Origin of the sequence: Mesorhizobium sp. J8 (genome assembly GCF_016591715.1) — a bacterium.
Classification (GTDB): Bacteria; Pseudomonadota; Alphaproteobacteria; order Rhizobiales; family Rhizobiaceae; genus Mesorhizobium.
In genome coordinates this window covers 3,064,802-3,081,031 of record NZ_AP024109.1, presented here as the reverse complement: position 1 = coordinate 3,081,031, position 16,230 = coordinate 3,064,802, and the positions used below count along the sequence as shown (strand labels likewise).

General features: G+C 65.0%; 16 protein-coding genes. 14 read left to right on the top strand and 2 right to left on the bottom strand.

The window, feature by feature from the left end:
- Positions 1 to 26: 26 nt before the first annotated feature.
- On the bottom strand, positions 27 to 536 hold the full coding sequence (locus tag MJ8_RS14555) for a GAF domain-containing protein (RefSeq protein ID WP_201415009.1): 510 nt from the start codon (positions 534 to 536) through the stop codon (positions 27 to 29).
- A 90-nt stretch (positions 537 to 626) separates the two neighbouring features.
- Here MJ8_RS14555 and MJ8_RS14550 point away from each other — a divergent pair, with 90 nt between their 5' ends.
- The 7 genes from MJ8_RS14550 (at position 627) to MJ8_RS14520 (ending at position 8,961) form a co-directional block, all read left to right on the top strand.
- Positions 627 to 1,055 (top strand): NUDIX hydrolase, encoded by a 429-nt coding sequence (locus MJ8_RS14550; protein ID WP_225248259.1) that lies wholly within the window; start codon positions 627 to 629, stop codon positions 1,053 to 1,055.
- Positions 1,052 to 2,029, top strand: coding sequence for a GlxA family transcriptional regulator (locus tag MJ8_RS14545; RefSeq protein WP_201415008.1), 978 nt, complete (start codon positions 1,052 to 1,054; stop codon positions 2,027 to 2,029). Before MJ8_RS14550 ends, MJ8_RS14545 begins: the two co-directional genes overlap by 4 nt.
- 134 nt (positions 2,030 to 2,163) lie before the next feature.
- Positions 2,164 to 3,462: a M24 family metallopeptidase gene (locus MJ8_RS14540; protein WP_201415007.1), complete on the top strand. Its 1,299-nt coding sequence runs from the start codon at positions 2,164 to 2,166 to the stop codon at positions 3,460 to 3,462.
- Positions 3,463 to 3,489: 27 nt separating this feature from the next.
- The gene (locus tag MJ8_RS14535; protein WP_201415006.1) at positions 3,490 to 4,167 is read left to right on the top strand and encodes an isochorismatase family protein; all 678 of its coding nucleotides are present in this window, start codon (positions 3,490 to 3,492) and stop codon (positions 4,165 to 4,167) included.
- Positions 4,168 to 4,172: 5 nt separating this feature from the next.
- Complete coding sequence (locus MJ8_RS14530; protein WP_225248258.1) at positions 4,173 to 5,144, top strand: alpha/beta hydrolase; 972 nt, start codon at positions 4,173 to 4,175, stop codon at positions 5,142 to 5,144.
- Between the two features lie 364 nt (positions 5,145 to 5,508).
- Positions 5,509 to 7,149 (top strand): ABC transporter substrate-binding protein, encoded by a 1,641-nt coding sequence (locus tag MJ8_RS14525; RefSeq protein WP_201415005.1) that lies wholly within the window; start codon positions 5,509 to 5,511, stop codon positions 7,147 to 7,149.
- Between the two features lie 135 nt (positions 7,150 to 7,284).
- Positions 7,285 to 8,961, top strand: a complete 1,677-nt coding sequence (locus tag MJ8_RS14520; RefSeq protein ID WP_201415004.1) for a tetratricopeptide repeat protein — start codon at positions 7,285 to 7,287, stop codon at positions 8,959 to 8,961.
- A 32-nt stretch (positions 8,962 to 8,993) separates the two neighbouring features.
- On the opposite strand, the gene MJ8_RS14515 is transcribed toward MJ8_RS14520, so the two are convergent.
- Positions 8,994 to 9,857 carry a hypothetical protein gene (locus tag MJ8_RS14515; protein ID WP_201415003.1) on the bottom strand — a complete coding sequence of 288 codons (864 nt, stop codon included), beginning with the start codon at positions 9,855 to 9,857 and terminating at the stop codon, positions 8,994 to 8,996.
- A 143-nt stretch (positions 9,858 to 10,000) separates the two neighbouring features.
- Between MJ8_RS14515 and MJ8_RS14510 the strand changes: the two genes are divergently transcribed.
- From MJ8_RS14510 to MJ8_RS14480, 7 genes are read left to right on the top strand one after another with little or no spacing between them, the layout of a single operon-like run.
- Complete coding sequence (locus MJ8_RS14510; RefSeq protein WP_201415002.1) at positions 10,001 to 10,627, top strand: DUF4129 domain-containing protein; 627 nt, start codon at positions 10,001 to 10,003, stop codon at positions 10,625 to 10,627.
- A complete protein-coding gene (locus tag MJ8_RS14505) occupies positions 10,624 to 11,838 on the top strand; it encodes a DUF4350 domain-containing protein (protein ID WP_201415001.1) in 1,215 nt (404 codons plus the stop codon). Before MJ8_RS14510 ends, MJ8_RS14505 begins: the two co-directional genes overlap by 4 nt.
- Positions 11,825 to 12,778, top strand: coding sequence for an AAA family ATPase (locus MJ8_RS14500; RefSeq protein WP_201415000.1), 954 nt, complete (start codon positions 11,825 to 11,827; stop codon positions 12,776 to 12,778). The genes MJ8_RS14505 and MJ8_RS14500 overlap by 14 nt, the downstream gene beginning before the upstream one ends.
- Positions 12,775 to 14,079, top strand: a complete 1,305-nt coding sequence (locus MJ8_RS14495) for a DUF58 domain-containing protein (protein ID WP_201414999.1) — start codon at positions 12,775 to 12,777, stop codon at positions 14,077 to 14,079. Before MJ8_RS14500 ends, MJ8_RS14495 begins: the two co-directional genes overlap by 4 nt.
- Entirely contained in the window at positions 14,076 to 15,092 is a 1,017-nt protein-coding gene (locus tag MJ8_RS14490) for a stage II sporulation protein M (protein WP_201414998.1), read from the top strand. The genes MJ8_RS14495 and MJ8_RS14490 overlap by 4 nt, the downstream gene beginning before the upstream one ends.
- Entirely contained in the window at positions 15,079 to 15,957 is an 879-nt protein-coding gene (locus MJ8_RS14485; RefSeq protein ID WP_201414997.1) for an RDD family protein, read from the top strand. The genes MJ8_RS14490 and MJ8_RS14485 overlap by 14 nt, the downstream gene beginning before the upstream one ends.
- Positions 15,954 to 16,220 carry a hypothetical protein gene (locus tag MJ8_RS14480; RefSeq protein ID WP_225248257.1) on the top strand — a complete coding sequence of 89 codons (267 nt, stop codon included), beginning with the start codon at positions 15,954 to 15,956 and terminating at the stop codon, positions 16,218 to 16,220. Before MJ8_RS14485 ends, MJ8_RS14480 begins: the two co-directional genes overlap by 4 nt.
- The last annotated feature ends 10 nt before the right edge of the window (positions 16,221 to 16,230 follow it).

The window sequence follows — 16,230 nt, the reverse complement described above, 5'->3', positions numbered from 1 at the left end:
GGCGGGCCGAGACCAGCCTCAACCTCTCAGCCCTCGTCATCATCCTCGAACTCGCACGCCGCGACATAGATCGCGGCGAGCTTCTCGATGCCGGCTTGGTCCTCCTTGTCGAAGCGGCCGGGCAGCGGGCTGTCGAGGTCGAGCACGCCGAAGGCGCCTTCGGCGTCGCGCAACAGCACGACCAGCTCGGAGCGCGAATCGGCATCGCAGGCGATGTGGCCGGGAAATTCGTTGACGTCCTTGACCAGCATCGACATGTCGAGCTCGATGGCCTTGCCGCAGACGCCGTTGCCAACGGCGATGCGTACGCAGGCCGGCTTGCCCTGGAAGGGGCCGAGCACCAGCTCGTCATCGGAGGCGAGGAAATAGAAGCCCGCCCAGTTGAGGTCGGGCACCATCTGGTAGATCAGCGCCGCGGTGTTGGCGGCATTGGCGACGGAATCGCCCTCGCCTTCCAGCAGCGCCTTCAATTGCGTGGCCAACTCCTTGTAAAAGGCGGGCTTGTCCTTGGTGTCGATGGCGGTCGCCGCGAACATGGTATTGTCTCTCCGTTGCAAGCCGGCCGCGCGACCAGCTACAGTTCACCTCTCTCTGCCACCAAAACCGCCGCCGGGAAACAGCCTATCGTGACTTCCAGCCATTCCAGAACAGTGACGGCCAGCACGATCCGCATCGCCGCCGCCGTCATCCGCGACGACGGCGGCAGACTGCTTCTCGTGCGAAAGCGCGGCACCAGCACCTTCATGCAGGCCGGCGGCAAGATCGAACCGGGTGAATTGCCGGCCGCAGCCCTGGCGCGCGAATTGCGCGAGGAGTTGGGCATCGCCGTCGATCCAGCCGCGGCCTTCCATCTCGGCTCCTTCTCGGCGCCCGCCGCCAATGAGCCGGAGACCCAAGTCGAGGCCGAACTGTTCGAGCTTCCCACCACCGGCGAGCCGGTCCCGGCGGCCGAGATCGAGGAGTTGATCTGGCTTGACCCGAAGGCGGCGGCCGGTATCGAACTCGCGCCGTTGACCGCAACCTTTGTCATTCCGCGCTACGGTCGCCAACCATGAATTCACGCACCGTGGAAAAACAGGCAGCGAACGACGCGTCCCTCACCTTCGCGGTGCTGGTCTTTCCCGGCTTTCCGATGATGGCGTTTTCGTCCGTCATCGAGCCGCTGCGCGCCGTCAACATCCTTGCCAAGCGCGAGTGCTACCGCTGGGTGATCGTCGGCGCCGATCCCGGCACGGTCGAAGCCTCCAACGGCGTCGTCATCCAGCCCGGCTTTTCCGCGGCGGACGCGCCGAAGGTCGACCGCATCGTGGTGTGCTCCGGTGGCGATGCCGATCATGTCGTGGCCGATGAGGCGATGAGCTGGATCCGCAAAAGCCTGCGTGGCGGCGCGCATATCGGCGCCGTCGCGGACGCCGCCTTCTTCCTCGCCCGCGCCGGCCTGCTCGACGGCCATGCCTGCACCTTGCACTGGACGAGCCAAGCGGCCTTCACCGAGGCTTTCCCTGATATCGAGCTTCGGCGCGACCTCTTCGTCATCGACCGCAAGCGCTTCACCTCCGCCGGCGGCGTCGGCAGCCTCGACATGATGCTGGAGATCATCACGCGCGATTGCGGCGCCGAGATCGCGGCGGGGGTAGCGGAGTGGTTCGTGCACAGCCCGCTGCGCTCCAGCGTCGACCGCAAGCTGATGCCGCTCAGGCTGCGCACCGGCGTCCAGAACGAACTGGTGCTGTCGGCAATCGCCATCATGGAAGACGCGGTCGAGGAGCGGCTCGGCATGGCGGAGCTGGCGGAACGGCTCGGCGTGTCGCCCGACAAGCTGGAGCGCAATTTCCGGGCTGAGCTGGATGTCTCGCCCAATGGATATTACCGGAGGCTGCGACTGAAGCGCGCCGCCGATCTGCTCGCGCATTCGACGCTGATGGTGCGCGATGTAGCGCTCGCTTGCGGGTTTGCTTCGATGTCGAGCTTCGCAAGGGCGTTTCGCGAGGAGCACGGGCACGCGCCGAAGGCGATGCGAAGGCATTAGCTTTTCCTCTACGTCGAGTTCCTTCACACGCCCCTGTCCCGCCGACATCTCCGCGGCACCCAGCATAACATCTGCGGAATTCCGCACAGCGATCCTGCAGCGTCCGGCTATGTTCTCCCCATCAGGAGGCGCCCATGAGCATCGTCGTATTCGACCCCGACAGCACCGAGGATGTGGACTTCAAGGACCGCATGCGCCACCCCGCCGCGGCCGATCCGGCCGGCGGCATGTGGCTGTCCGACACCGAGCCGTCCTTCATCGACGCGGATGCGCTGCGCAAGGGGCGGCTGGCCAAGCTGCGCGCCTGGATGCGCGAGGCGGGCTATGGCGGCGTCGTTTTGTTCGATCCCTATAACCAGCGTTACGCCACCGGATCGCGCAACATGTTCGGCTATTTCCTGCGCAACTCGACGCGGTATTTCTTCATCCCGACCGAAGGGCCGATCGTGTTGTTCGAATATCCGCAGAGCTACCATGTCTCCATGGTGCTCGACACGATCGACGAGGCGCGGCCGTCGAAACTGGTCTGGTCTTCCGTCTCCGGCCGCGACGACGAGACCGCCGGGCCGTTCGCCGACGAGATCACCGAGCTTTTGAAAAAGCATGGCGGCGGTTCGATGAAGCTCGGCCTCGACCGCTGCAGCCATCTGCAGGCGCTGGCGCTCGAAAAGCGCGGCTGCGAGGTGAAGGACTGCCAGGGCGAGATCCTGGCGGTGCGCGCGGTGAAGACGCCGGAGGAAGTGAAATGCCTGCAGGCTTCGATGGCCGGCGCCGAGGCGGCCGTGGCCGCCGTGCGCGAGGCGATCAAGCCCGGCGTTTCCGAAAACGAGCTCTTCGCCATCATGTATCACGAGGTGATCCGCCAGGGCGGCGAGTTCATCGAGACCCGCCTGCTCACCTCGGGACAGCGCACCAATCCCTGGTTCAACGAGGCGAGCGGGCGCAAGATCAGGCCGGGCGAACTGGTCGCGCTCGATACCGACACGATCGGCTGCTACGGCTATTATTCCGACTTCTCGCGCACCTTCCGCTGCGGCCCGGGCAAGCCGACGCCCTACCAGAAATCGCTCTACCGCATGGCGCGTGACCAGGTGCAGCACAATATTGGCATCGTGAAGCCCGGCATGGCGTTCCGCGAGATAGCCGAGAAGGCGTGGAAGATCCCGGACCGCTTCGTCGACCAACGCTACACCTCGGTCATGCACGGCGTCGGCATGCATGGCGAAACGCCTTTCATCGCCCACGCAATGGACTACGAAACCTATGGCCGCGATGGCATCATCGTGCCGGGCATGGTGGTGAGCGTCGAAAGCTATATCGGCGAGAAAGGCGGACGCGAGGGGGTCAAGCTCGAGGACGAGATTCTCATCACCGAAACGGGGACCGAGCTGCTTTCGCGGTTTCCGTATGAAGACGAATTTCTTGACAACTAGCGCTCACGCATTGACAGCACACTCCGCATGAAAACGCCCATTTCCATCCGGCGCGGCACGGTGGCCGCGGTGTTCATCGATCTCCAGGAAGAGCATCGCAAGGACAAGCGCTATCTGGTCGAGGGATTTAGCGACATCCTCGCCAATGTACGGCGCTTGCAGGAGGCGGCGCGGCGGAATTTCGTGCCGCTTTACCACTGGGCCTATATCGTCGATCTCGCTCAGGCGCGGCCGTTCCACCCGGTCGACGAAAGCGGCAAGTCTGCCTTTTCCGACAAGGACGATCCGCTGACGGCGATCTGCCATGAAGTCGCGGCAAGAGACGGCGAAGCGACGCTGGTCAAGCAGGAGGCCAGCGCCTTCGGAAAGAACGATTTCGCCGACAAGCTCAAGGCGGCCGGCATCGAATGGCTGGTGATTGCCGGCGTGTGGACCGAGGCCTGCATCGACGCCACGGTGAAGGACGCCGTGGCGCGCGGCTTTCGCGTGCTTTTGGTCAAGGATGCATGCGGCAGCGCCAGCGCCGCCATGCATCAGACCGGCATCCTCAACCTTGCCAACCGGCTCTATGGCGGCGCCGTCACCAACACGCTCGATGCCTGCCGGCTGATGGCCGGCGACACGGTGGAGGTGTGGCAGATCGAGGGCTCGGTGCCGCTGCGCTTCACCTTCGAGAACGCGGCGCGGCTTTACGCCGAGCTCTGACGGCAGTGGCCGGCGACCCAACCGATCCGGCGAGCCGCGGCAAATATGCCGATCGGCTGGATCCGGAACTCTGGGACTATATCGACCGGGTCAACAGCTGGTACCCGCCCGAGATCGTTGCCGCGCCCCTTGCGGAGCAACGCGCGGTCTATGATCGGATGTGCGCCGCGTTCCACCAAGGCCATCCGGAAGGTGTGACGACCAGCGACGGTCTTGTCGCCGCGGCGGCGCATGCGATCCCGGTGCGACGCTATCGCATGGCGGACAAGACGGCGGCAGCGATCGTCGTCTATTATCACGGCGGTGGCTTTGTGCTCGGCAACCTCGACAGCCATGACGATATCTGCGCGGAAATCTGCGCCGGCACGGGCTTCGAAGTGGTCTCGGCCGACTACCGCCTGGCGCCGGAGCATCTCCATCCCGCCTCCTTCGGCGATGCGCTTGCCGTGTTCGAATGGGCCGCCTCGACCAGCGCATTGCCGATCGTGCTTTGCGGCGAAAGCGCCGGCAGCAACCTGGCGGCGGCCGTCGCTCACGCGACTCGCCGCCATTCCCGGCACGCGATCGGACAGATGCTGATCTATCCCGGCCTGGACGGCGACGAGAGCGAACGGTCGTACATCGAACATGCCGAAGCGCCGCTGCTCAGCGTCAGCGACATCGAGTTGTACCGGCGTATCCGCGCAGCGCCTGGGCAGGCTTTGGACGACCCGACGTTCTCGCCGCTCAGGGACCGCGATTTCTCCGGGCTCCCGCCGACGATCATCGTCACCGCCGAATGCGATCCGCTGTCCTCCGACGGCGAAGTCTACCGCGACCGGATTGTGGCCGCCGGCGGGCAAGCCTGGTGGCGCGAGGAGCCAAGGCTGGTGCACTCGTTCGTGCGGGCGAGGCCGACGGTGCCGCGCGCCGCGGAGGCCTTTGCAAGGATTGTTGCCGATATCGGCACGCTTGGGCGGGGCGAGTGGCGGTATTGAATGGCACTCCCCCTCACCCAGCCTCCGCTTCGCTCGGCTGACCTCTCCCCAAGGGGAGAGGAGCCTGTCAGCCTCGGCGCGAACCTCTTCTCCCCTCGGGGAGAAGGTGGCCGCGAAGCGGCCGGATGAGGGGGCGACGCCGTCTGAGGCAAATTTAGCCTGCGGAACAGCGCACAAGAACTGCGGAAAACCAAACATTTCGTCACAGAAAGCGGACCTATCATCAGCTGGCAGGCAACGGCGCCCTGGCGGTCGCATCCGCCCCCGCGCCTGGCGATCCCGGGGCGACCGTTGGCTTCTTGCAAGTCCTTGCTCCAACAGACCGCCGCGCGGGCAACGTGCGCCAACAACAGAGGGAACGACGATGAAGTTCATGCTGACCGACAGAAAACTGCACCCGCGGGCCAAGCCGACCGCAGACGATTTCAAGACAGGCGCAATCAGCCGACGCGAATATCTGGCGCTGATGGCGGGCTTGGGCGTCAGCGCCGCTGGCGCGATGGCGCTGGGCGGGATTGTCCCCTCGCCTGCCCGCGCCGCCGAACCGAAAAAGGGCGGGGTGCTGCGTGTCGCCATGAACGTCAAGGGTTTCAAGGACCCACGCACCTTCGACGGCGTCGAGATGTCGAATGTCGCGCGCCACTGCAATGAATATCTGGTGCGCTGGAACACCGACTTTTCCTTCGAGCCCTGGCTCTTGGAAAGCTGGGAGACCAGCGACGACGCCAAGACCATTACGCTTCATGTGCGCAAGGGCATCACCTGGTCGAATGGCGACACGTTCAACGCCGACGACGTGATCCACAACCTCAACCGTTGGTGCGATGCGTCGGTGGCCGGCAATTCGGTCGCGGCGCGCATGGGCGCGCTGGTCAACGCCGACACCAAAAAGCCGGTCGACGGCGGCATCCAGAAGGTCGACGACTACACCGTCAAGCTCAACCTGCCGAAGCCCGACATCTCGCTGATCGCCGGCATGGCCGACTATCCTGCGTTGATCATGCACCGCTCCTATGAGGGCGACGCCGATCCGAAGAAGGCCCTGGCGATCACCACCGGTCCGTGCGAGCTGGTGAGTTGGGACGCCGAGACCGGGGCGGAGGTGAAGCGCAAGGACAAGCCCTGGTGGAAGGGCGAGTTCCATCTCGATGGCATCAAATGGGTCGATTACGGCTCCGACCCCAACGCCACGCTGTCGGCCTTCGAATCCGGCGAAATCGACACCGACCACGAAACTGCTTCGGACGCCGTGTCGCAGACCGAAAAGATGGGTCTGCAGAACTCGGAGATCGCCACAGGCTCGACCATCGTAGCGCGCTTCAATGTCGCCAACGCGCCTTATGACGACGTCAAGGTCCGCCGTGCCGCCCAGCTTGCCGTCGACAATGCGGCCGTGCTGAAGCTCGGTATCGACGGGCGCGGAAAGCCCGCCGACAACCACCATGTCGGTCCGATGCATCCGGAATTCGCCGATATCGGTCCGGCCAAGCGCGATGCCGAGCAGGCGAAGAAGCTGATGTCGGAATCCGGCAAGGCCGACCATGAATATGAGCTGATCTCCGTCGACGTCGAATGGCAAAAGAGCACAGCGGATGCGATCGCGGCGCAGATTCGCGAGGCAGGCCTCAAGATCAAGCGGACCGTACTGCCGGCCGCCACCTTCTGGAACGACTGGAGCAAGTTTCCCTATTCCTGCACCGAATGGCTCGGCCGCCCGCTCGGCGTCCAGGTGCTGGCTTTGGCCTATAAATCGGGCGCGGCCTGGAACGAAAGTGCCTATTCGAACAAGGAGTTCGACGAGCTTCTCGACAAGGCGCTCGCGACGCCGGACGCCGCGCAGCGCAAGGAGATCATGGCCAAGATCGAGACCAATTTGCGCGATAGCGGCATCATCATCCAGCCCTACTGGCGCTCGGTCTACCGCACCTATCGCAAGGGCGTGCAGGGCTGCGAACAGCACCAGGCGCTCGAGCAGCATTTCGAGAAAGTCTGGCTGGAGTCCTGATCCTCCCGGGACCGCGCGGCCGGCGCGGCGTTTCAAAGCCGCGCCGGCCGTTTGCCATTTGCCAAGCGGTTGCCTTTCAGCTCAAATTGCGCCCGACCGGTACCCGCCGGCGCGGAATGCGAGAACCAGCAAGGCATGGACCAGTTCGACCTCGGCACCTATCGCCGCCCCATCTCCACCGCCTCGGCCGAGACGCAGCGCTGGTTCGATATCGGGCTGAACTGGTGCTACGGCTTCAACCATGAGGAAGGCATCAAATGCTTCGAGAAGGCACTGGAGAGCGATCCGGCTTGCGCCTTCGTGCATTGGGGCGTCGCCTACGCCGCCGGGCCTTTCTACAATTTGACCTGGAAGGAGCATGGCAAGGCCGAGGCCGACTATGCCGCCAAGCGCTGCTTCAAGCATGTGCGGCTGGCGCAGGCCAATGCGGCGAGCGCGAGCCCTGTCGAACGGCGGCTGATCGAAGCGCTCGGCGCCCGCTTCCAGCAGCCTTATGGCGTGAGCGGGGCGGAATTCGAAAAATGGGACGACGCCTATGCCGCCGCGATGCGGCAGGTCTATCGCGAGTTTCCCGACGACCATGACGTGATGGCGCTCACCGTCGAGGCGCTGATGATGCGCACGGTGCGGCGCCTGTGGGACCTCAAGACCGGACAGCCGGCGCCGAATTCGGATGTAATCGAAGCGCTGGAAATCTGCGAGCGTTCGATCCGGCTTTCGGATGAGGCAGGCACCGCGCCGCATCCGGCGGCGCTTCATCTCCATATCCACCTGCTCGAAATGTCGACGCAGCCCGAGCGCGGCATGCGCTCGGCAGAACGGCTGGGCACGATGTGCCCGGATGCCGGCCATATGAACCACATGCCGGGGCATATCTACGTGCTGTGCGGCGAATATGAGAAGGCGAAGATCGCCAGCGAGAAGGCAGTGCGCGCCAACGACCTCTATCTCGCCTATGCCGGCGAGCCGACCTATTACCTGCTTGGATGCTGCCACGACCTGCATCTGATGATGTTCACCTGCATGTTGCTCGGCCAGTACTGTCCAGCGCTCTGGGCAGCCGACAAGGTGCGCAGCCTGGTGACGCGCGACGTCGTCAGCATTGCCGAGCGGCCGAAGCTGACGCAGACGGTCGAGGGCTATCACGCGATGAAGTCGCATGTGCAGGTGCGTTTCGGGCGCTGGCGCGAGATCATCGACGAGCCGATGAATGGTGAGCCCGACCTCTATGTGGTCACCACCGCGCTGCAGCACTACGCCAAGGGCGTGGCACATGCGACGCTGCGCGATTTCGCAGCGGCCGAGCGCGAGCGCGAGTTGTTTAGCCGGCAAATCGACAACATCCCGCCGGAACGCCGCTTCCTCTCCAACCCGACGAAAGCCTCACTCGCGGTGGGCGCGGCCCTGCTCGACGGCGAGCTCGCCTACCATCAGGGCCGGCATGACGAGGCCTACGGGCATCTGCGCCACGCGGTCGAGCTCGACGACAATTTATCCTACACCGAGCCGTGGGCCTGGATGCACCCGCCGCGCCACGCGCTGGCGGCGCTTTTGCTCGACCAGGGCCATGCGGCGGAGGCCGAGCAGGTCTATCGCGACGATCTGGGCTTGAGCGGCGCCGTGCAGCGCTGCGCCCAGCACCCGGACAATGTCTGGGCGCTGCACGGGCTGGTCGAATGCCTGAAGCGCCGTGGCGAGAAAGAGGAACTTCCGGGGCTGCAGGCGAAGCTGGCGGCAGCATTGGCCAAGGCGGACGTGCCGATCACCTCGTCTTGCTTCTGCAGGACGAGTGTGGACTATTGTTGTCATTAGCATGCCGCGCGGACCAGACGAGGGCACCACCGCTACGAGAAGATCTCCGCCAGTTCGTCAACACTGGTGCCTTCCTTGACCCGGCGCAGCTCAACATAAGTTACCGCGATAGCCACCGAAAACACGGTTGAGAAGATGCTGGAGACAAGGCTGCTCCCAACAGCTCCAACCACGGCCCCCACGGGGGAGATACCACCGGCCGACGCGACTGAGAGCCCGAATATCAAAGAGAAGCCGACCTGGATGACCATCGCTATTATGCCGATCGCCAGGAACAATCCGAAAATCGACCAGCGGCTCCCCTTGGTCAACGCCCGGCTGCGCGCGATCGAGCCGAACACGCCCTGTTTCTCCTGAACCACGACTGGCAGCGCAACCGAAATGCTGAGCACCCAGATCGCGGCGGCAATGAAGATCGCAAGTCCAATGAGCCAACCCAGGAAGGGAATGAGCGATCCGAAAAGCGCCATCACGCCGCCGGCCACCACTATTGCGAAAAAGGCTATGATACCGATCCCAATCGCCGGCAAGAAGCTGCGCAACGCTACCTGTATGCAGTCGCCGATCGCCGGACGCTTGCCGTTCAGATCCTCGACCGTCGCCCGGACCAGCGCTGCCTGAGCAAGCAAGGCCAGCACGAAAATCACCAGGGCGGCGATCATCGAAGTGATTCCGTAGTTCGCCAGGGCTGCCTGTTCCAGACCGGCAGCGCCCCCTGCTCCGAAGCTGGCGATCCGACTGAAGTTCCAAAAGTTATAGATCAACGCCGGCAAAGCCGTGAAAAGGCCCACGATCATTGCGAGCGAGCCGAAGCTGCGACCAATGACTGAGAACGTATTGCTGAACACCCGGCCGATGCTGAACTTTTCCAGCCTGCCGCTTGCAATCGATGCCATGCTACATTTCCCCCTTTAAGGATATGCAAAACTCGAAAAGTATAGGTCATTAACAATCGTACGTCCGGTTGGGCCCGCTGGCAATTGTCATGGCGTATTGTCAGTGTCGGCCCCGAACCGCAGGTTGCAGGGGGAACGAGCGGGTGACGGCCGCAGGGACGGAAGACGCCGGACGGCTGGCGCAGTTGCACAAGCAACTGCTGGCCGACGATTCGATCCAGTTCGGGCTGCCGACCTATGTGCGGTCCGAGCCTCCCGAATGGCTGAAGTCGTTTCTGGACGGCTTGGCGAAACTCGGTCCCTATATGATCTATCTGTTCTGGGGCGCGGTGATCATCGGCGTCGCGATCATCGCTTTCCTGCTTCTCCTCGAGGCCAAAGGCATTGCCTGGCGCCTGCCCTGGCGACGAAAGCGCGAAGAGACCGAAGCGAAGGATGAGTGGCGCCCTGACGCGGAAGCTGCCCAGATCCTGCTCTCCGAAGCTGATGCGCTCGCCGCGCGCGGCGAATATGACGAGGCGGTGCATCTTCTGTTGCGCCGCAGCGTCGCCGACATCGCCACCCGGTTGCCCGATTTCCTGCGGCCGTCGCTCACCGCGCGCGACATCGCCGCGGCCGGCTCGATCCCCACCCGGCCTCGCGCCGCCTTCAGCGAGATCGCGCGCATCGTCGAGGCCGCCTTGTTCGCCCGCCGTCCCGTGGGTGCCGAGGGCTGGCGTCAGGCGCGCGGCGCCTATGAGCGTTTCGCCTTCCGGGATGCCTGGGCATGACCGCGCAGATGACAGGCGCAGCGCAAGAACCGTTCAGCCGCAAAACCCTGTTCTGGGGCATTTTCGCCAGCCTGCTGGCGGCCGCCGGTTTCTTCCTGCTCTCCACCTATGCGCCCGATTTCCGCGAGCCCGCGGGCGGCGGCACGCCGTTTTCCAAGGGCGGCACGGGCTATGCCGGGCTTGTCGAATGGCTGAAGCTCACCAATGGACAGGCACCGCCGATGGAGCGTGGCGAGAAGGACCTGGCATCCCCGCTGGCCTCGACCTTCCTGCTCGTCGTCACCATCGCGCCGGGCAGCGACCCGGCCGCGCTCGATCAGCTCATCAAGGCGCGATCGGGCAAGGACACGCTGTTCGTCCTGCCGAAATGGCAGACCTTTCCCCTCCTGGGGCATGATGGCTGGGAGACCAAGGTCGAGAGGCTGCCCAACAGCGTCGTCAACGATTGGCTCGGCCGCATCGCCAAGGCAAAGCTCGGCGAGGCGAAGAACACGCTCCCGCGGATCGATATCGCCGGCCGCATGGTGCCCGCGCCGGACGAGCTGCAATGGGTGGCGGACGACCATCCGCTGATAGCGGCAGGCGACGGTAGGGCAATCCTGACCGAACTCGACAACGAACCCTTCTACATCCTCACCGATCCCGATTTCATCAACAATGCCGGGCTGAAAGACGAGCAGACGGCGGCCGCCGCGCTCGACATGATCGCCATGATCGAACCCGCCAAGGGCGCCGTGATGTTCGACCTCACGCTGCACGGCATCGGCCAGAAATACGATCTTGCCAAGCTTCTGGTCGAACCGCCCTTCCTGGCGCTCACCCTGTCGGTGCTGGTGGCGGCCGCGCTCGCCTTCCTGCACGGGCTCGGCCGCTTCGGTCCGCCGCGCGCCGAGGGGCGCGCCATCGCCTTCGGCAAGCGGGCGCTGGTCGACACCACGGCGATGCTGTTGAAGCGCGCCGGGCGGCTGCAAGGGCTCGGCGACCGCTACGCGGCGCTGATGCGCCAGCGCGCCGCCACGCTGCTCGGGGCGCCGCATGGGCTGCAGGGCGAAGCGCTCGACCGCTGGCTCGATTCCCGCGACAAAGGCAAGGCGCACGGCTTCACCGCGCGATTCAAGGCAGTGAACGATTCCAACAGTTTGGCCGCAATGCATGAAGCAGCGGAAAAGCTGCATGACTGGACGGCAAGGAGGCTCGGTGAACGTCGATGAAGTGAAGGTCCTGGCGAACGCGATCAGGGAAGAGGTGGCGAAAGCGATCACCGGGCAGCGCGACACGGTCGACCTGATGCTGACGGCGCTGTTCGCCGGCGGGCATATCCTGCTCGAAGGCCCGCCAGGCACCGCCAAGACGATGACGGCGCGCTGCTTCGCGCAGGCGCTGGGCGTCGCCTATGGCCGCATCCAGTTCACGCCCGATCTGATGCCCGGCGACATCGTCGGCTCCAACATCTACAATTTCCAGACCGGGCAGTTCACGCTGACGCGCGGCCCGATCTTCTGCGACCTGCTGCTCGCCGACGAAATCAACCGCACGCCGCCGAAGACGCAAGCCGCCCTGCTCGAGGCCATGCAGGAACACGCCGTCACCTTCGACGGCACCACGCACTCGCTCGGCCGGAATTTCATGGTGGTGGCGACGCAGAATCCGATCGAGCACCAGGGCGTCTATCCCCTGCCCGAAGCGCAGCTCGACCGCTTCCTGTTCAAGCATCGGGTAAGCTATCCGGATCTCAAGGAAGAGCGCGCCATCATCGTCCATCACGGCGGCTCGGTGTCGCACGATATCGAGCAATACGGCATCAAGGCGCGGACCGACCGCAAGACGCTGGAAGCCGCGCTTGCCACGGTCGGCGGCGTCACGCTGGTCGACGATGTCGTCGGCTATATCGCGGCCCTCGTGCGCGGCACGCGCGAAAGCCCCGACCTGGAAGTGGGAGCGAGTCCACGCGCGGGCGCCATGCTGGCGCGGGCCGCGCGCGCCAGGGCGGCGCTCGACGGCCGCAACTATGTCATCCCCGACGACGTCAAGGCGCTGGCCGTGCCGGCACTGCGCCATCGTGTGGTTCTCTCGCCGGCCGCCCAGATCGACGGGCGGCTGGTCGAACAGATCGTCTCCGACCTGGTCGATCATACGGAAGCGCCGCGTTGATCTATCCGAGCGGACGAGCGGTCTGGGCAGCGGCGGCCGGGGCGATCCCCGCCTTCCTGATCGCGCTCGCGCTGCCCCATGTCTGGTATCTCGGCCTGTTGTGGATCTGCGTGCTGCTCGCCTTCCTGGCGGTGGACGCGGCCGCGGGCAGAGGCCGCGCCGCGCTCGACGCCACGCTGACGGCGCCGCCGCAGGTGGGCATTGGCGGACGCTTCACACTGCACATCGCGGCCGGTGTCGGGGCAAGGCTGCGGCGCCTGCAGGCGCGTGTCGGGCATGACCAGCGTCTGCAACCGGTCGCGGGCACCGGCGGCGCGCTGCCGGCCAATGGCGGCACGCTCGACCTCGAATTCGAGGCCATCCGCCGCGGCATCGCCAGCTTCGACCGGCTCTGGCTGCGCTGGCAAGGGCCGTTCGGGCTGGTGTGGAACCAGGTCGTGCTGCCGGTCGACCGCAAGGTCGCGGTGCTGCCCAATGTCAACAGCGCGCGCGATGAGGCGATCACGCTTCTGCAGCGCTCCGCGCTTGCCGACGGCCATGCGCAGAAGCGCGCCGGCCAGGGCCGCGAGTTCGAAGCGCTGAAGGACTACCAGCCCGGCATGGGCCGGCGCATGATCGACTGGAAGCGCAGCGCCCGCCACGGCAAGCTTTTGGCGCGCGAATTCCGGATCGAGGAGAACAACAACATCGTTCTGGCCATCGACAGCGGCCGGCTGATGTGCGAGCCGGTCGACGGCCTGCCGAAAGTCGACCGCGCGGTGACGGCGGCACTTCTGTCCGCCTTCATCGCGCTGAAAGGCGGCGACCTCGTCAGCCTGTTCTCCTTCGATGCCAGGCCGCGCGTCTCCAGCGGCGCGGTGCGCGGCTCGCCGAGCTTCACCATGATCCAGAAGCGTGCCGCCGAGATCGACTATTCGACCGAGGAGACCAACTTCACCCTGGCGCTGACCACGCTTTCGGCCAAGCTCGACCGGCGCTCGCTGGTCATCGTCTTCACCGATTTCGTCGACCCGATCAGCGCCGAGCTGATGCTGCGCACCGTCGGCCGGCTGACCGAGCGGCATCTGGTGCTGTTCATGCTGATGAAGGATGTGGAGCTTGAAACGCTGGCCGACATGGCGCCGGCGGCGCCCGAGGATGTCGCCCGCTCCGTCACCGCCGGCGACCTCCTGCGGCAGCGGCAGGTGGTGATCGGCAGGCTCAGGCTGCTCGGCGCGCATGTCATCGAGGCCGACCACCAGCGGCTCGGCCCGACGCTGGTCGAGCGCTATATCCAGCTCAAGGAGGAGAACCTTCTATGACGCTGTCCGCCGGCACCGACGCGGTTCGCCAGTCGCTGGCAAGCTTCCGCCAGGAACGCGAGGCCGACTGGAAAGCCTTCGAGGCGCTGCTGGCGCGCGTCGAGAAGCGCGCGCCGCGCGCGCTGTCGGAAGACGAGCTGCTGTCGCTGCCGCTACTTTACCGCTCGGCGCTGTCGTCGCTTTCGGTGGCGCGCGCGACCTCGCTCGACAGCGCGCTGATCGCCTATCTCGAGGCGCTGTGCCTGCGCGGCTATTTCTATCTCTACGGCGCGCGGCGATCCTTGAGGACGCGCATCGGCGACTTCTTCCTGCACGACTGGCCGGCCGCGATCCGCGATCTGTGGCGCGAGGTATGGACATCGGTCGGGTTGACGGTGATCGGCGCGATCGCGGGCTATTGGCTGGTCGCCTCCGACAAGCGCTGGTACGACGCCATCATCGCGCCGAGCCTCGCGGGCGGGCGCAATCCGGATTCGTCGGCCGAGACGCTGCGCAGCGTGCTTTACGGCGGCGGCGACCATTTTCTGTCGGGCTTCGCCGCCTATCTGTTCACCCACAACACGCAGGTCTCGATCCTGGCCTTCGCGCTGGGTTTCGCCTTCGCCGTGCCGAGCGTGCTGATCATCCTGATGAATGGCTGCATGCTCGGCGCCATTTTCCAGATCTATGCCGCCAAGGGGCTGGGCTTCGAACTCGGCGGCTGGCTTTCGATCCACGGCACGACGGAGCTGTTCGCCATTGCGATTGCGGGTGCCGCCGGCATGCGCATCGGCACCAGCATCGCCTTTCCTGGCGAGTTGACCCGCATGGCGGCTGCCGCCCGCGCCGGTCGCGTGGCGGCGACCGCCATGATCGGCGTCACGGTGATGCTGCTTTTCGCCGGACTGCTCGAAGGCATCGGCCGGCAGACGATCACCAGCGATATCGCCCGCTATTCGATCGGCGGCGCCATGCTGACCTTCTGGATTTGCTATTTCTACCTGTTCCGGATGCTGCGGCATGGCGACCGCTAGGACAGCGAAGGTCAAGGACCCGGCGGCATTGATCCGCCCGTTGGTGACGCCGGAGGGCGTCGACCTCAGGGTCAAGCTGGCCGACGCCGGCACTCGCGCTTCCGGCTTCCTGCTCGACGTGGTGATCATCATCGTGGCGGCGGTGGTGGTCAGCCTCGTTGCGCTGTTCGGCCTTGGCGGGCTTGGGGTGCAGGATGCCGAGCCGCTGTTCATTGTCTGGATCATCTTCATCTTCTTCCTGCGCAACGTCTATTTCATCGCCTTCGAAGCGGGACGGCGGGCAGCGACGCCAGGCAAGCGCATGGTTGGCGTAAGGGTCGCGTCGCGCAGCGGCGCCGGCCTCACGCTGGACCAGGTCATCGCGCGCAACCTGATGCGCGAGATCGAGGTTTTTCTGCCGCTGTCGATCCTCGCCGCACGCGCCAGCGCCGATGTCGCCGACACGCTGACGACCATCTTCGGACTTGTCTGGGCGCTGCTGTTTTCGCTGTTTCCGCTGTTCAACCGCGACAGGCTGCGGATCGGCGACCTGCTCGCCGGCACCTGGGTGGTCGAGGCGCCGAAAGTGGCGCTGGTCGAGGACCTTTCGCAGCGCAAGGACCCCGTCGCAGCGCGCTTCCAGTTCGGCCCCGCGCAGCTCGACGCCTATGGCATCGCCGAGCTGCAGAAGCTGGAGGAAGTGCTGCGCCGCAACGACTATTCGGCGCTCAAGGCGGTGGCGGAGACGATCGGCCGCAAGATCGGCGCGAGGGTCGAGCCGACCGATTCAAAGGCCTTTCTCACCGCCTATTACGGCGAGCTTCGCGCGCATCTGGAACGCAAGCTGCTGCTTGGAAATAGGAAGGCGGATAAATACGCGCGATGACGACATCGATATCAGAGCTGGAACTTCAGGAAATGGAAGCTCGAGCGGCAGCTGCCCAACCTGGGCCGTGGAAATCTTTGGTCGAGGGCCGAGACTTCCTAAGCGGCTCAAATATCATCCTGACCGGTGAGAGCGGCGAGGACATTGAATTGTCCGGTGCCACAATTGCGGATCAGGATTTCATCGCCGCTGCTCGGCAAGACGTCCCTCGCCTGATCGCGGAAGTGCGCACTCTGCGCGCACTTCTCAACCAGACCAAATAGAAGCCTCGGC

Excerpts from the sequence above, each read along its gene's own strand:
- MJ8_RS14535 (WP_201415006.1), top strand. The coding sequence starts at position 3,490 with ATGAAAACGCCCATTTCCATCCGGCGCGGCACGGTGGCCGCGGTGTTC.
- MJ8_RS14505 (WP_201415001.1), top strand. The coding sequence starts at position 10,624 with ATGACCGCGCAGATGACAGGCGCAGCGCAAGAACCGTTCAGCCGCAAA.
- MJ8_RS14480 (WP_225248257.1), top strand. The coding sequence starts at position 15,954 with ATGACGACATCGATATCAGAGCTGGAACTTCAGGAAATGGAAGCTCGA.
- MJ8_RS14490 (WP_201414998.1), top strand. The coding sequence starts at position 14,076 with ATGACGCTGTCCGCCGGCACCGACGCGGTTCGCCAGTCGCTGGCAAGC.
- MJ8_RS14525 (WP_201415005.1), top strand. The coding sequence starts at position 5,509 with ATGAAGTTCATGCTGACCGACAGAAAACTGCACCCGCGGGCCAAGCCG.
- MJ8_RS14515 (WP_201415003.1), bottom strand. The coding sequence starts at position 9,857 with ATGGCATCGATTGCAAGCGGCAGGCTGGAAAAGTTCAGCATCGGCCGG.
- MJ8_RS14520 (WP_201415004.1), top strand. The coding sequence starts at position 7,285 with ATGGACCAGTTCGACCTCGGCACCTATCGCCGCCCCATCTCCACCGCC.
- MJ8_RS14555 (WP_201415009.1), bottom strand. The coding sequence starts at position 536 with ATGTTCGCGGCGACCGCCATCGACACCAAGGACAAGCCCGCCTTTTAC.
- MJ8_RS14540 (WP_201415007.1), top strand. The coding sequence starts at position 2,164 with ATGAGCATCGTCGTATTCGACCCCGACAGCACCGAGGATGTGGACTTC.
- MJ8_RS14485 (WP_201414997.1), top strand. The coding sequence starts at position 15,079 with ATGGCGACCGCTAGGACAGCGAAGGTCAAGGACCCGGCGGCATTGATC.
- MJ8_RS14545 (WP_201415008.1), top strand. The coding sequence starts at position 1,052 with ATGAATTCACGCACCGTGGAAAAACAGGCAGCGAACGACGCGTCCCTC.